Below are 14,833 nucleotides of genomic sequence, written 5' to 3'. Positions count from 1 at the left end.
GCAAACCCCCGCAGGTATTTCAATTCTTTTCAGAGCAACCCCCGGTCGATTGACCTCATCGTGTGTCAACCGCATGCACTCTGCAAAGGACGCTTCCAATGACCCAGAATCAGTCAGCTAGTAACGCCCATGACGGTCTCTATCTCGACCTACCCAGCCTTGATTGCATTTCTGTCGATACTTCGACCGGCGTTGGCCACTTCAAGCTGCCCCTGGCGTGGCTAGGGGATGCGCAGCAGGGGTCGGCGTTCGAGCTTGCCCTTACCAGCACGTGCAGCTCACCCAGCCTGAACCTCCTGCCAACAGGCGCGTGGACCCAGTCCTTCAAGATGTTCGGTGAGTGGGACGGGAGACAGGCTGACTGGGACTACACCCTCAACTTCAAGGGACTCCCTCACGTAGACGGGCGCTCGATCAATGCCACCATGAACAACCACGGGCGCGATGAGGGGCCGGGCTTCGTTCTCGATGCTGCCGCGTTCGCCAAGGCACGTCTTGCATTCGTCAACACCCAGGAGGCCGGCGACAGAAGTCTGAGTGAAGGGCAACTGGAAGCGCTCACGGATGCACAGCTTCAGGCGCACCAGGAGAAGTATTCGCACTTCAAGGAAATCGACGACCGCCACATCAGCCTCATCGCCAAGAACGGTACCGCGCAGATATTCGAGTGTGCAGGCACAGGCAAGTTCGGCAGCATTGCCAACGTGTTGCTGACGCACTTCATTTCGCCCACCGGGCGCGTGCTTACATTCACCTGGGACAACCGTTTGACCCCCCACCCCCGGTTGACTGCGATTGACGACGAAGTCGGTCGGCTGGTGACGGTCGCCTGGACCTCTGATCAACAGTTTGTGGTGACGGTTTATCCAGGCAGCACCGAGCAGGTGAAGTACGACTGCAGTGTGGAGGCCAATGCCTGGGTGCTGGAGGTTACGGGGGCGGATGCTGTCGCGCAGAAACAGGTCTACCGCATCGACACCCGCAACAGCAGAATCAACGGTATCGAACTCAAGACGCACTACAAGACCGATGAAGGACAGGAATCGCTGCGTGTGGACAGTGAGACCGTCACCTACAAGGACGACAAGGTCGTCAGCCACGGCATGATGCTGGCGGGTGGGCTGGAGCGTGTGAGCTGTGAGTATGCTTACCAGACCGACAAAACCACCCAGGTATTCAAGCGCGGCACTCAAGAGGTTGCCACTCACGTCCAGGAATTCAAGGGCGGGCAGCCGGTGGCCGAAACGGTGACAGCCAACGGCGTGACCACGGTCAGCCGTCAGGCACTGGTACTGGATGAGGGCAGAGGCCTTGCTACCCTGACCGCCACCCGCCAGGCGGGTGACCAGCCAGCGCAGCAGAGTACGGCCACATTCGATGTCCTGGGCAACCTGGTGAAGCTGGAGGAGGCCGGGCAAGTCACGGAGTGGAGCTACTTCAACAACTACAAGCACTACGAAGTCGAAGAGTGGCGGGTGGTCAAGGGTGAGAGCGGATTTGCCGCCTGGATGTACAGGGCAATGTTCAACATGCTCGGCGATCTTGTACCTCATCAACTGGGCAGTGATCGCGGCGTGACGACCAGCGTCTGGACGCTGTCCTCGGTCCGCGCATCGAGCAGTTCCTGCGACTATGCCAGGAAGACATTCAACCTGCCTTTGGACGTCAAGTATCCAGGGGATTTCGACGGCTTCACCACGCATGTGGAATCGCAGAAGGTGAGTCGCATCGTCAATGGCAAGGCGCAGGTTGAACAGGTGACTTATTTCGGCTACGGGTCGCTGACGTGCGTGCCTCTGAAAGGGCTGTCCAGAACACATGTGGTGGTGCCGACGGTGAAGCTCACGGTGCTTGACCCGGACCTCGAAAACGTCGACCTCAGCGACATCCAGCATGACCTGGCAACCGCTGCCGCCGATCAATGGTTGAAGAGCCTGAGCAAGCAGATAGAAAAGGCACGCTCCGAGGATGAGAAAAAAGTCTACCGGGCGCAGCAAACCAACCTGAAGGAGAGCTTGAAGGCGCAGAGCAAACTCAATGCTACCGGCTTCAAGCTCAAGAGTCTGGCAGCCTCACGGATACAGGTGGAGGTGCTCGAATACCACACGGATGCGGCCAAGCCGGGTTTCGGGCAGGTCAAGTCGCAGACGGTCTACCAGTTGGACAAGGATGGCAAGGAAGTGGTGGGCTCCAGGACCGTCACCTCGCTGCAGCACAGCGTCGACGCCAAAGACCCGCGCAAGGCGTCGATTGGCACCACGGTGAAGACCCAGGACCTGGAGTTCACCTCCAGCCAGACGCGCGCCGGGTTCGCCGGGCGAGTGCTGGAGACCCTGGATAGCCAGGGCATCAAGAACAGCTGGAGTTTTGCCCGCAATGGCCTGGTCAAGGATGAGCAGGCCAGCCGCGACAAGAATACGTCGAACAAGGTTGTCTACAGCACGGCATTGCTCGAAGGCGGGTTGATTCGCTATCAGGCTGTCGATGGCAGCTCTGGAGCAGGACGCCGTGTTGTGGTGGATGGCCTGGGGCGTGAGCAGAAGGTCGAAGTGTCATGGGATGGTACGAACTGGCTGTTGTGGTCACAGTTCAGCCGCGATGACCAAGGACGTCAGAGCAGTGTCATCGAGTATGACTACGACGCTGCTGGCAAGCGCTTGTTCACTCACGCGACTACCTGGACCTACGACGATGCCAGGAAAAGCAGCACGGTAACCCAGGTGTTGAAGGGCGCAGAAGACAAGGAGCTTGATCGCAAGACCCAGGTGGTGACCGCCATTGGTCAAGGCGCCACGCTCACCCATGGTACCTTCAGGCAGCACCGCCACTTCGATCCGAACACCCGCAGCCTGACCGTGACTCAGGGCAGCGCGGATGGCAAGGGCCCCCAGTTGAAACAGCAAACGTTTTTCACTGAACAGGGGCAGCCCCAATCCTTCACAGCCTGGTCAGTTGTCGGTAACAAGGAAAGCAAGCTCCACGGCGTGACATATGGCGTAGATTCGGCAGGCTTGCTCAGCAACCTGACACTGGATTCGGGGCAAACGTCCAGCTACGAGTACGACCGCTTTGGCCGACTGACCAAGCAGGACAACAACGGCATTGTGATTCGCAACCAGTATCCAGCAAACAGCCTGACTGAGGTGGCAACCACCGCCAGCATTGAAGGTGGCGACGACCGGGTCGCGGCGATCAGTCTCGGTAGTCAGACTATCGATGGGCTGGGGCGGGTCAAGACGCGCACGGTCAATGATGTAGCCAGCACTTACAGCTATCAGGGCGCCGCTCACTGGGGTAAAACCAGTGAGGTTGCAGGGCCCGCTGTGATGGCAGGCTACACATCCGGATGGGATGCAGACACCCTTGCATACACCGAAACCTGCCCGGTGCGCGACACCCTGGCCGGTGACGCGAGCGAACGTGCGACGACCGTGACTCACTTCAGTCGTCGGGGGCGGGCACTCAGTGTCACCGATGTGCTTGGTTACATTACGGCCTATAGCTATGACGTTTACGGGCGCGTGAGCAAACTGTCCAACGCCGGCTGCGAAACATCGTTCACTTATGGCGACAATGGTCTGCTGCTCAAGGAAGTGGTCGACGAGCCCGCGTCGGACTATTGCGTGACGGTAACCTATGCCTATGACGTGATGGGCAACGAGCTGTCCCGCACCTTTGAATGCCCCGGCATGGCAACCCACACGCTGAGCCGGACGCTCCTGGCGGATGGGCGGTTGAGCAAGAGCGTGTTGACAGTGGGTAGCGCGGAACACTCCAGCGACGAGTACAGCTACGACGCGCAAGGCCGCCTGATCGCGTGGAGTGCTTCGAACAAGCACTACGAGTACGCTACGTCGCCGGTGAACAGACAGACCTTCAGCTACGACGTCCTTGGTAATGTTGTGACAACGCAGCCAAAGGCAGGACCTGACGGTGCTGGTTACGCCTGGGGGTATTTGATGACTCGGGAGTACAGCGCAGACAAGCCCGGGCTGCTAATCAAACATGACAGCCAGGCGGTGGCCAGTGACGGGCAAGGGCGTTGGACTAAAACCGTTCACTCGATCAGCTATCACCCCAATGGCCAATTGAACCGAAGTTACCGAAGCGCGCAGTACACGGGCGACAGGTATCACGATTATGCTTACGACGATGTTGGTCGTTTGCGCGGGGTTTTCGAGGCCGGTGGCAACCAGTCCCCGCTTGGTTATCAGTTCCACTATCGCGGCGGCAAGATCTACGCACGCACTCAACGCACGGCCAACCCGCACCAATGGAAAAGTGTGACCCGCCGTGACCTGGTGCTGCTCAACGACAGCCCGAGCTGCCTTCTGCAGGAGGTTCGCGATAACGGCAAGCGGGTGACCAGTAGTTTCGTGTTGCGCGATGCCGCAGGTACGGTGTTTGCCACTATCAGGAGCAAAGGCAACATCGAGTATCACGGCTACTCCCCGTATGGCTATCGCCGGTTTGATGAGAACGCCAGTCATTGGCTAGGTTTCAAGGGCGAAGCCGTACTGCCCAATGGCACTTACTACCTGGGCAGCAGGCGGGTCTACGACCCGTTCTACATGTCGTTCCAGAGCCCGGACAGCTGGAGCCCGTTTGGTGCCGGCGGCCCGGCAGCCTACGCCTACTGCGCGGGGGATCCAGTGAACTATCACGACCCGAGTGGTCACCAGATGGTGGCGCAGTATCAGCGTCAGGAAGCGATTGCGGCGATGTATACCAAGGAGTTTCGCATCGGTATGGCGGTGGCTGGGGTGGTGATGGCGCCGTTCACAGGGGGCGCATCCTTGCAGACGACCCTGGCGGTTACTGGGCTTACGATGGTAGCGGCGGGCTTTGACATTGCTTCGATTGTGTTGGAAGACAGCGATCCCGAGTTGGCGCGAGTATTTGGTTATGTCGCATTCGGGACCGGTTTTGCCAGTATGGGGGTTGGCGTAAGGGGGGCATTACGTACGTCTGGACGATTGCCGGGCAGTTCTTTGCGCCAGGCGATGCGCTCCCCTGTGACAAAAGAAGTAAGTCGCATGCATCCAACGGTCACTGCATCGCATACTGTGTTCGGAAAATCCATGAATTCGCCCTACTCACTTTGGTCGTCGGGTCAGAACTCGAAGCGTCTTGTGATCAATGCGCACGGAACGCCCGTTAAAGGCTATAGTGACGCCGTTACGGGTCAACCAGTGCCTGGCTATTTTAAAACGAATGTTGCGAAAAAAATTGGGTTTTATGCAGACGAGGGATTTAAGGTCAGTATGAAGGGGCACAACTATGCCGAGCTTATTGGTGGTGGTTATATTCCAAGTAACTATTATGAGCCTGGGCAGGTTCCCAATTATTTCCTCACGCATTTCTCAACTGCTGACACAATCAAGGAGGTCAGTGGTTTCGCCAGTATTCCGGGATTCGATGTGTCCCGTAGTTTTGGGCAGGTAGCCATGCAGGCTGGAGTGGATTATGTGGTGATTGAACCGGGCTCGGTTATTACCCTTGAACAATTGTTGAATAATCTTGCGTCTAATGGATTTACCTATGAAGTCGTTGATGGTTTGTTTTGTAGGGGCACGTTGGATGCGACAATGAACAGCTTTATGAAAAGTGGAATGCACAACTTTTTCAAAGGTTGGGAGTGGTGGGTTGGCGCTCGCAGGTTCACTTAACGGTTATCGCTTTTCATACGAAAGCGAATGAATATAGCAATGCAACTGCAGTCTACTGAGTAGTTTTCCGTTCAGACTGTCAGCCTTTCGTGAGCGGACCGATAGCAGCCTGTCATCAGACAGGCTGCTATTTTGTCTTGCGGATCTGCGGGAGCACCGGACCTTGTTTGACCTGATCCAAGAGGCGGACCTACTCCCATCCCACCATCCCCGTTTCTGACCTTGGCGACGATGCTTGAAATCGATAGCGCTGATCGTCTGGTTTGAGCTGGGTATGGCTCACACCATGGCACCTGGAGCATAGGCGTGGGCCTGTCTCGCGGTCCCTACTTCCATAGCGAACAATCGCGGCGCAACCCCGCTGCGTAAGGAAAATTGACGCCATAAAAGATATGGCGCAACCCCAAAAATTCGCCTTGCAAAGTCGCCACCTTGCACCTTTAATTGTTACTGAATGTGAATGTCTCACGGCGTTAGTTATGGGGCTCATGCCGTTTAAGAATATCTATTCTGCTTCTACTTGATGCTTTACTGATCTGCCACCAGATAACAACATCACAGGACGAAGAAATGAAAGAGCATTTGGTGGCTACTGTCCGAAAATACGTATCGCCAGCAATGCGTTATGAGATTAGAACAGCGTTGAACAAATTACGCGACCTGCTGGGCCGTGCGTGTTTCTGGCGCTGGGAGGTTGCCCGGTTCCGGTTGCAGCAGGAAAGCCCGTTCGAAGTGCTTTACGTCGGCAGAAAGGAGTACCGGGATGTGGCCAAGGTGCTCATCGGCGGCAAGTCGTTGAGGGATTCACCGGTGCCGCAAGACACAGCGGCGCCCGCCGGGTCGAGTCATGTGGTGGTGGTCAGTGAGATGCCGACCGCCGGGGCGTTGAGTGTTCCTCATTACTTGAGTGCTGTGGTCCCGCTACTTGGGCGCTCGCTGGAAGAGATTACGGCGCGCTACGACAGCGAATTGCGCCGCAGTATACGCAAGAACCGGCCGCTGTACTGGATGAAGCAGGCGCTCACGGATGAAGAGATTGCCATGGCCGACAAGGAGCTGCTGCGTGCTTATGCCACGGCAAGGCAGGGCGACCATGCTGCACAGTTCTCTACCGAGACGGTGTTTCGCCTGGCTAAAACCGTCGGTCGGCTCGACTTGATCATGCAGGGCGATGAGGTGGTGGGATGCCATCTGGGCTGTGAAATTACCCGGGGCAATAAACGCTACTGGAGTACGTTGCGTTTTGGTTATTGCGAAGCGGTTTTTTCCGACGCCAAGAAACTCAGGGAAGCCAACTCAATCAATACTTACATGGCACTTGAGTGGGCCGTAGAGAATGGCTTTGATTATTACGACATCGGTCTTTGCCTGGCGCGGCCAGACGATGGGTTGTTGAAGTGGAAACGGCGCCGTGGCGGTGATATCGATTCTTTGGGCAATCACGCTTATATGTTTGTGCGCTTGCCAAAGACCGGCACGGCGAAGTTTCTCTGGGACACGCCACTGTTTGCTGTCGAAGGCGACAAGTTGACGCTGCACCTGGGTTTGCCAGACGGGCCGAGCGATGACGAAGTCGCTGATCGTTATCATGAGATGGTGTTTGGCGGCCTGCACAAGATTTATCTTTATGGTGCCAAAAGTTCGGGCGAACTGTTTGTCGAAACCTTGCGTAGTCGCTACGCCAATGTACAGTCCCCACCTTTAATGGAAAGGATTCCTTCCAACTGAAAAGTGTTCAGGGTTGAGAAAGTCGCAGGGTGTTACGCCTGGCTATTATCGTACCCTGGAGGGAGTGCCCTTCATGGAAAGCAATTTCTCGAATTTCAGCACATTAGTTGCTGAGAGACAGAAACGAGTTTCACTTTCCGCCTATAAGTTCATGGCAAGGAAATGGATTGCAGGTAAAGCAGACATCAACTTGAAACAGGTTGCGGCGAAAAGCTGGGATATTGCTCCGGGTGAGACAACGGTTTCACCTCCGGCTTTTTTCCTGCCCAATCAGCTGGAGCGGGTCAGCGCCTGGGAGGCGCGTTTTTTTCCTTTCGAGCATCCTGCCCGTACCATGCACGGGGGCCTGAGCCTGGACCTTGGCCCGACACGTGGCCACTTGATCAAGGACGTCTGCCTGATCGATGGCGCCCTGTACAAGGGCAACGCCAGCCTGTGGTTGTCGCTCAACCCCAAGACCTTTCCACGCATCGTCATCGACACCGAGATCCAGCGTGGGGCCGCCTATTGCACGCAGAATGGCAACACCTGGTTTGGTACCTGGTTGATGGAAGACTGCGTGACTTACGCACTTGCCTGCAATGAAGGCGTGCCAGTGACCACCGCACCATCCGCCAGGTATCCGCTGTTTACCCAGGCACCCGCCTACGAGCACTGGCTTGGCATGCAGCCGCTGCGCTTACGCAGTGCGTATTTTCGTGAGCTGGTGCTGTTCGACGATCTGAGCAATAACCGCAGCCGGCATTTACGCTACCGGGCGATGGGCGAGAAGTTGCTGTCGCACGTAAGCTATGCCTCGCACCCAGGCGTATTCATTCTGCGCGGGGGCGCCGGTGACTTGCGTTTGTTGCGCAATGAACTGGAACTCGCCGAGCACCTGCACAAAACCCGTGGCTTTCGCATCCTTGACCCTTTGAAGTCTGATGTCCCTACCATCGTCGCCACCTGTGCGGGCGCGAGGACGGTGATAGGCGTCGAGGGCAGCCAGCTGGTTCATGGCGTCAATGTGCTGCAGTCGGGAGGCTCGTTGCTGGTACTGCAGCCTCCGAACCGTTTCGTCAGCTACTACAAATTCCTTACTGATCGAGATCATCAGCATTTTGGTTTTGTGGTTGGAACGCCAGAAGGTGATGGTTTCACCATCGATATTGAAGAGGTTGAACGTACGCTGGACCTACTTCCAGCCTGACGACGTCCTGTTTTAGCCTACCTTCTGCACCGTCGAAAGTTGCTCCCCAGTCAGCACGCAGCCATCGCTGCGTGTTCGACGCATGTCTGAACTTCCAATAAAAAAGCTCTGGTTACGAAGCAGAAATATTCGTATTTAACTTCTCACCGATGAAACACTTCCTGTCTCGTTTTGGCACCAAATTCGTGCTGGCGGCGGTTACCTGTCGCCTTTCTCAAGCGATTTTCGAGATGATTTCGGATGATTTTTTTCACCGTCAATAGACTGGATTACACCCTGGCTGACCGCAGAATGGCGGGCTAGAGCGATCAGCCAAAAGGGGCTGATACTGAATAAAATCGCTGACGGAATTCTGACGCGATCCGCCGCTTCCCATTGAGATTTATTATGGTGTCGGATCGTTGACGTAATGTCATTGTGCTCATAAGCTCAATTCAACAACGTAAGAATCTTCCGCCCGCCGCATCAAGTTTGTTCTTTTCTTTACCAGGCTTTCTGGAGGGGATTATGCGCTCGACACTGTTGATCAAGTCGATTTTTCTGCTGGTGCTCATGAGCGGGGCGGCGGGGGCCGCCGATTCTTTTGTTAATAAAACAAGTGTCGTGCCGATTGGCACGGCGGGCTGGCTTTTCGGCTTTGCAGTGATTGGTTTTATTGCTGTCGCCAACCGACGAAAAGTGTAAGCGAAGTTAGTAAGTATCACGGTAAGTGTGGGTGTATTGATGTCGCGTCGCCAGCTTCGGCAGCAGCTTGTTAATTCGCAAGCCATTGCTATATTCCATGGGTCGGCCGCCATCGGGCAGCGCTGATCAAGGGACGCGGTATCGGGCTTCGCCAACACCGAAGCCATCGCAGCGGGTTTCAGGGTCTGAAGCCTAGGGCTGCGAACAGAGCGAGAGCTTGTGTGCTGTTCTCATATAGTGCTCATGGCCGCATGGCCGGAGGGATCCTCATGTCACGTCTGATGTCGTCTGTGCTCTGCGTGCTAGTGGTCTGGTCTGGTGCTGGCAACGCTATCGAAAAAAAACCTTACCTGCTCAATCCCGGCGACGTGGTGTCTATCTCCGTCTGGGGAGATGAAAAACTGCAAGGGGACGTCAGCGTGCTTCCCGATGGCAGTATCACCTTCCCTTTGGTAGGGCGCGTTGAGGTTGAAGGGCTTGATACCGCTGCCGTCGAAAAAACAGTCGCTGCCAAGCTCAAAGATTACCTCTCCGATCCGACCGTCAGTGTCGTGGTCAAAAACGCTGCCGGTAATCTCCTCTATGTGGAAGGCAAGGTGCTCAAGCCAGGGCCGGTGCAGATGGCCGGCCCGACGGCGGTATTGCAGGCACTGAGCATGTCTGGCGGCCTTGACAAGTTTGCGGACAGAAGCGCCATCAAGGTGGTCCGTAACCAAAAAATATTGCCCGTGAACTATAAAGACTTGATGGACGGTGATCTGTCTACCAATATCCAGCTCCAGGCCGGCGATACGCTGGTCGTACCTTAAACTTGCCTGACCTAATAAGAATTCTAGTGCCTCTACTGCGAATAACTGGCGTTGCCACAGCATTCCTGATCCTGCCGTTTCCGGGCATGGTCCAAGCATCCACCTGGCAGTCTTCGGTAGCACTGCCCGCAACCGTCGAGTATGACAGCAACCCGTTGTTGTTGACGTCTGGGGAGGAGGGTGTGACGCGTACCATTATCGCCCCTGACTACAGCCTCGTCGGCACCTTCGACCGCGACCAGTTGCGTTTGGGTCTCGGGCTGCGGGTGCAGCGCTCGTCTGACACCGATATCGTCGACGACCGTGAAGACCCCAACGTGATTCTGGGCTGGCAGCGTGAGACCGAAACCGGCGGTTATGGTCTTTCAGCGCAATACAATGAAAGTTCGACACTGTCTTCTGCTGTTCAGGATACCGGTGTGGTCACCACCACCGATGGCACGCAGAAGATGTACGTGCTGGCTGGGAACTGGCGCAGAGCCCTGACCGAGCGCAGCACCTTGTCCAACGAAACCAGGTTCTCCAGCGCCACGTACGACATTGATACGCTGACCGGTTATGACGAGCTGTCGAACGATCTGACCTGGACCTATGCCTGGAGCGAACGTACCGATGTGTACACCGGCATTGGTGCCAAGCGCTACGAGCCGGATGATGAAACCCTCGCCAGTGCCTCAAACAGTTACAGCCCGGTAGTCGGGCTGAAGTACCAGTTCTCCGAGCGTCTGCAAGGTGATGTGCATGTGGGCGTCAACGAAGTCTCCGGTGACGGCGGTGGCCGCCGCGGGGAAGGGGGGCTTTCTCTTCTCTACAGGGGGGAGCGGGTCGATGCGAGTATCAACGCAGAACGCAGCACGGTTGCCAGCGCCGAGGGTGGCTTCAGCGAGGTTGATTCGGTGCGTGGTGACTGGAGTTACGCGGTTAGCGAGGTCAGCCGTGTCGGCCTCGATGCTTCCTGGCAAGACAGTAAAGGGCAGACGCCAAACACCTTGCAAACTTACGGTGCCTGGGCCAGTCGAGAACTCTCGCCTTTTTGCGATCTGCGCCTATCGTTGATGTACAAGGAACGCCAGCAAGACGGTTTGTCAGATGCTGTAGGCACGATCATTGGTATGACCCTGACCTATAGATTTCCCGACCTCTGAACTTCGGCAGAGTGGCCTCTATGAAATCTGAATACGAGCTTTCCCTCAACGATTACATAGCCATTATCAAGGACCGGGCCCTGCTGTTGGGGGTGAGCATCGTGGTCATTCTCGCGGTAACCGTGGTCGTAGCGGTTACCGTCCCGCCGATCTATCAATCGACTGGCACCATTCTGGTGGAATCGCAGCAGATTTCCCCGGACCTGGTGTCGGCGAACAACAACAGCTTTGCCGATGAGCGTATCGAAGTCATTCGCCAGCGAGTAATGACCCGCGAGAACTTGTTGCGGATCATCGACAAGTACAACTTGTTTGCCGACAAGGGCGGGCGTTTCACCGAGTTCGACAAGATCGACCTGATGCGCAACTCAATTGTTGTGGCCACGCTCAGTACCTTCATCAAAGGGCGTGGCGAGGCGACGGTGGCGTTCAATGTGTCGTTTGAGCACAAGCGCCCGGAGGTTGCCAAAGAGGTGGCCAACGAACTGGTCACGCTGTTTCTCAATGAGAACATCAAACAGCGCACCGAGCGTGCGAGTGAAACCACCGTGTTCCTGACCCAGGAAGCGAACAAGCTGGGCGCCGAACTGGCCAGCCTGGAAAACCAGTTGGCCGACTTCAAGCAAACCCATGCCAATGCCTTGCCCGAGCATCAGGCGTTGCGCATGGGCATGTTGTCGCGCTCTGAGCTCGAGTTCAGGGAAGTCGACCGCGACTACAAAACTGCACAGGAAGAGCTGCGTTATCTTGAGCTGGAGTTGTCTGCTGCCAATGCCGGCTTGACCACCAAGGCCGAAGGCAGCAGATCCGCTGCTGATCAGCCACAGGACTTGCCCAGCCTCAAGGCCGAGTACACCCGGCTGCTGACCCGCTACACCGACGCGCACCCGGATGTGGTTGCCGTCAAACGCAAGATCCAGGCGCTCGAAGCGTCCGGCGTGCGTGGCGCTCCGGCATCTACGGTCAGCCTGGATGTTGCCCGGGTGCGCACCCGGATCGGCGCTGCACAGGAACGTATTGCTTCACTGGCCGAGCAAAAGCGCGAACTGGTGAAGAAGATGGAAGGTTACGAGGCGGAAATTCTTGAAGCCCCGCAAGTCGAGCGTGGGCTGGTCACCTTGATGCGTGATCACGATAACGCGCGCAAAAAGTACGAAGAAATCCGTGCCAAAGAAATGGGCGCGAAAATTACCGAAAGCCTGGAGCAAGAGAACAAAGCAGAGCGCTTTGTCTTGCTTGAGCCCCCGATGATGCCGGAGAAACCGGAGAAACCGAACCGCAAGAAAATTGCTGCACTGGGCCTGGTGCTGGCACCGGCCGGTGGGGCAGCACTGGTCATGCTCCTGGAAATGTTGAATCAGCGCGTACGTGGTGTGGGGGCCCTGGAGAGCGTGGTGGGTCGGCGCGTGCTGGTGGCTATTCCTTATATTCCCACGCAGGCGGACCTGGCTCAGCGCAAGAAGTGGCGAAAGCTGCTGCTCCTCGCCGGGCTGGTACTGATGGCTATTCTGTTGGTGCTGGTGCACGTGTTCTACATGCCTTTGGATCTTCTGCTATTTAAAGCTATGGCCAGATTTGAATAGGGAAAGCAGAGATGGACAGGATCACCTCGGTTTTTGGTAAAAATATTCATCAGGTCACCCCGGATGCCTCGCCGGCAGCGGATGTCTCGCCGCCTTCCGAGCAACCGGAAGTGCCCGGTCAGTTCGATTATGTGCAAACCAGGGTTGTGCCGTTGCGCGCAGAACATCTGGAGCGCAACCGGATTGTCGCTTACAACAAGAACTCGAACCTGAGTTCGTCGTTCGACCTGCTGCGCACGCAGGTACTGCAGACAATGGAAGAGAATGGCTGGCGAACGCTCGCTATCACCTCGCCAACACCGGAAGCGGGCAAGACGGTATTGGCCATCAACCTGGCAATGAGTATTGCCCATCACACCACCAAGACGGCATTGCTTGTCGATTTTGACTTACGCCGCCCCAGGGTCGGGGCAAGCCTGGGGCTGTCGATGGAAAAGTCGCTCAATGAGCTGCTGTCCAACAAGGCCGGGCTGGAAGAGGTGATGGTCAACCCGACATTGCCACGCTTTGTGGTGCTGCCGACACGCGAACCCATTCCACTCTCCACCGAGTTGCTGTCATCACCCAAGGTCAGCAACCTGATTGGCGAGCTGCGCGATCGCTACGATTCGCGTATCTGCATTTTCGATTTACCGCCCTTGTTGAGCTCCGACGACGCGATTACCTTGCTGCCCAAGTTCGACTGTGTGCTGCTGGTGGTGGCTAACGGTTCGAACAACAAGAAAGAGATCGAAGACTGCATGTACCATCTGGCGACGGCCAATCTGATCGGTACGGTGTTGAACAAGGCGGGTCCGCAACCGCGCTCTTACTATTAGGTAGGGGTAGGTAAAAAGCTAAAACCAGCTTGCCCGCTACCTGGTAGGAGCGGGCCTTGTCCCGCGATCGGGCGCGTGGCGGCCGCAAATCCTGAGTTTGCGGTATCTCTGTTATACCGTGTCGATTGGTTTTACTGCCGCTTTGCGGCAGATCGCGGGACAAGGCCCGCTCCTACCGGGTGATTGCTAGTGCCAGGGATACAGCTGTTCCCAGTGCCAGGCGTGGCTGACGATTTCTTCGAGTGAGGCATGTTGCGGCTGCCAGCCCAGCACCGCCCGGGCCTTGCTGGCATCAGCCACCAGCCGCGGCGGGTCGCCGGCGCGGCGCGGCGCTTCGCGGGTGAGGATCTGGCGACCGGTCACGGCGCAGGCGGCATCGATCACTTGCTGCACCGAAAATCCCTGGCCATTGCCAAGGTTGAACGCCGTGCTTGCACCGCCCGCCAGCAGGTAGTCGACGGCCAGTGAGTGGGCTGACACCAGGTCACTGACGTGGACATAGTCACGAATACAGGTGCCGTCGGGTGTGCTGTAATCACGACCAAAGACTGTGACTGCGTCTCGGCGGCCGGCAGCAGCCTGGAGGATCAACGGAAGCAGATGGGTTTCCGGTTCATGGCATTCGCCCAGCTGCCCGTCAGGATCAGCGCCCGCCGCGTTGAAGTAGCGCAGGCACACCGACTTCAGCCCGTAGGCATGGTCGAAGTCCTCAAGTATCTGCTCCACCATCCACTTGCTGCGCCCATAAGGATTGATCGACGCCTTGGGGTGTTCTTCATCGATAGGCACATACTGTGGATCGCCATAGACGGCTGCGCTCGAGGAGAATATCAGTGTGTTGATCGCGGCGCGAACCATGGCCTGTAGCAATGTCAGGGTCGCTGCCACATTATTCTGGTAGTACTTGCCAGGGTCGGTGACAGACTCGCTGACCTGGATGAACGAGGCGAAGTGGAACACCGCATCAAAGTGATATTCGGCGAACAGGGCATCCAGGGCGTGGGCATCAGCGATGTCCAGTTCGACCCATTTGATGCCAGGCCCGGCGGGGGAAGTGTCTGCAACTACTATGTCGTGGCCAGCACCGAGCAGGTGCTTGACCATGTGCGAACCGATATAGCCTGCGCCGCCGACAACCAAAAACTCCATCCGAACCTCCTGGCATCTGTTGGTGTGCAAACGGTGCAGTCTGCTTTGACTGTAGAAGG

The 14,833-nt window shown here is 56.7% G+C and carries 9 protein-coding genes; 8 read left to right on the top strand and 1 reads right to left on the bottom strand.

All coding sequences use genetic code 11. The features are described from left to right. The first annotated feature begins 98 nt into the window (after positions 1–98). The 8 genes from ACO6VD_RS09730 to ACO6VD_RS09695 all read left to right on the top strand — a co-directional run bounded on the left by ACO6VD_RS09730 (position 99) and on the right by ACO6VD_RS09695 (position 13,625). Positions 99–5,669, top strand: a complete 5,571-nt coding sequence (locus ACO6VD_RS09730) for an RHS repeat domain-containing protein (RefSeq protein ID WP_422418630.1) — start codon at positions 99–101, stop codon at positions 5,667–5,669. A 570-nt stretch (positions 5,670–6,239) separates the two neighbouring features. After that, the gene (locus ACO6VD_RS09725) at positions 6,240–7,397 is read left to right on the top strand and encodes a hypothetical protein (RefSeq protein WP_422418628.1); all 1,158 of its coding nucleotides are present in this window, start codon (positions 6,240–6,242) and stop codon (positions 7,395–7,397) included. Between the two features lie 73 nt (positions 7,398–7,470). Then, the gene (locus tag ACO6VD_RS09720; protein WP_422418626.1) at positions 7,471–8,586 is read left to right on the top strand and encodes a glycosyltransferase 61 family protein; all 1,116 of its coding nucleotides are present in this window, start codon (positions 7,471–7,473) and stop codon (positions 8,584–8,586) included. Positions 8,587–9,093: 507 nt separating this feature from the next. Next, positions 9,094–9,270, top strand: coding sequence for an EPS-associated small membrane protein EppA (gene eppA, locus ACO6VD_RS09715; RefSeq protein WP_400171319.1), 177 nt, complete (start codon positions 9,094–9,096; stop codon positions 9,268–9,270). A 269-nt stretch (positions 9,271–9,539) separates the two neighbouring features. Next, the gene (locus ACO6VD_RS09710) at positions 9,540–10,079 is read left to right on the top strand and encodes a polysaccharide biosynthesis/export family protein (RefSeq protein WP_422418625.1); all 540 of its coding nucleotides are present in this window, start codon (positions 9,540–9,542) and stop codon (positions 10,077–10,079) included. Positions 10,080–10,105: 26 nt separating this feature from the next. Next, positions 10,106–11,224 carry a hypothetical protein gene (locus tag ACO6VD_RS09705; protein WP_422418624.1) on the top strand — a complete coding sequence of 373 codons (1,119 nt, stop codon included), beginning with the start codon at positions 10,106–10,108 and terminating at the stop codon, positions 11,222–11,224. A 20-nt stretch (positions 11,225–11,244) separates the two neighbouring features. Next, a complete protein-coding gene (locus ACO6VD_RS09700; RefSeq protein ID WP_422418622.1) occupies positions 11,245–12,807 on the top strand; it encodes a GumC family protein in 1,563 nt (520 codons plus the stop codon). A gap of 11 nt (positions 12,808–12,818) precedes the next feature. Further along, on the top strand, positions 12,819–13,625 hold the full coding sequence (locus ACO6VD_RS09695; protein WP_422418620.1) for a CpsD/CapB family tyrosine-protein kinase: 807 nt from the start codon (positions 12,819–12,821) through the stop codon (positions 13,623–13,625). 186 nt (positions 13,626–13,811) lie between these two features. Here the strand turns inward: ACO6VD_RS09695 and galE are convergent, their stop codons facing one another. Then, positions 13,812–14,774 carry a UDP-glucose 4-epimerase GalE gene (gene galE, locus ACO6VD_RS09690; RefSeq protein ID WP_422418619.1) on the bottom strand — a complete coding sequence of 321 codons (963 nt, stop codon included), beginning with the start codon at positions 14,772–14,774 and terminating at the stop codon, positions 13,812–13,814. Between the last annotated feature and the right edge of the window lie 59 nt (positions 14,775–14,833).

It is taken from the genome of Pseudomonas sp. GZD-222, from assembly GCF_049310525.1.
In the GTDB taxonomy this organism is placed as follows: domain Bacteria; phylum Pseudomonadota; class Gammaproteobacteria; order Pseudomonadales; family Pseudomonadaceae; genus Aquipseudomonas.
Note: the sequence above shows the minus strand (reverse complement) of the source record. Positions and strands in the feature narration are given on the sequence as shown.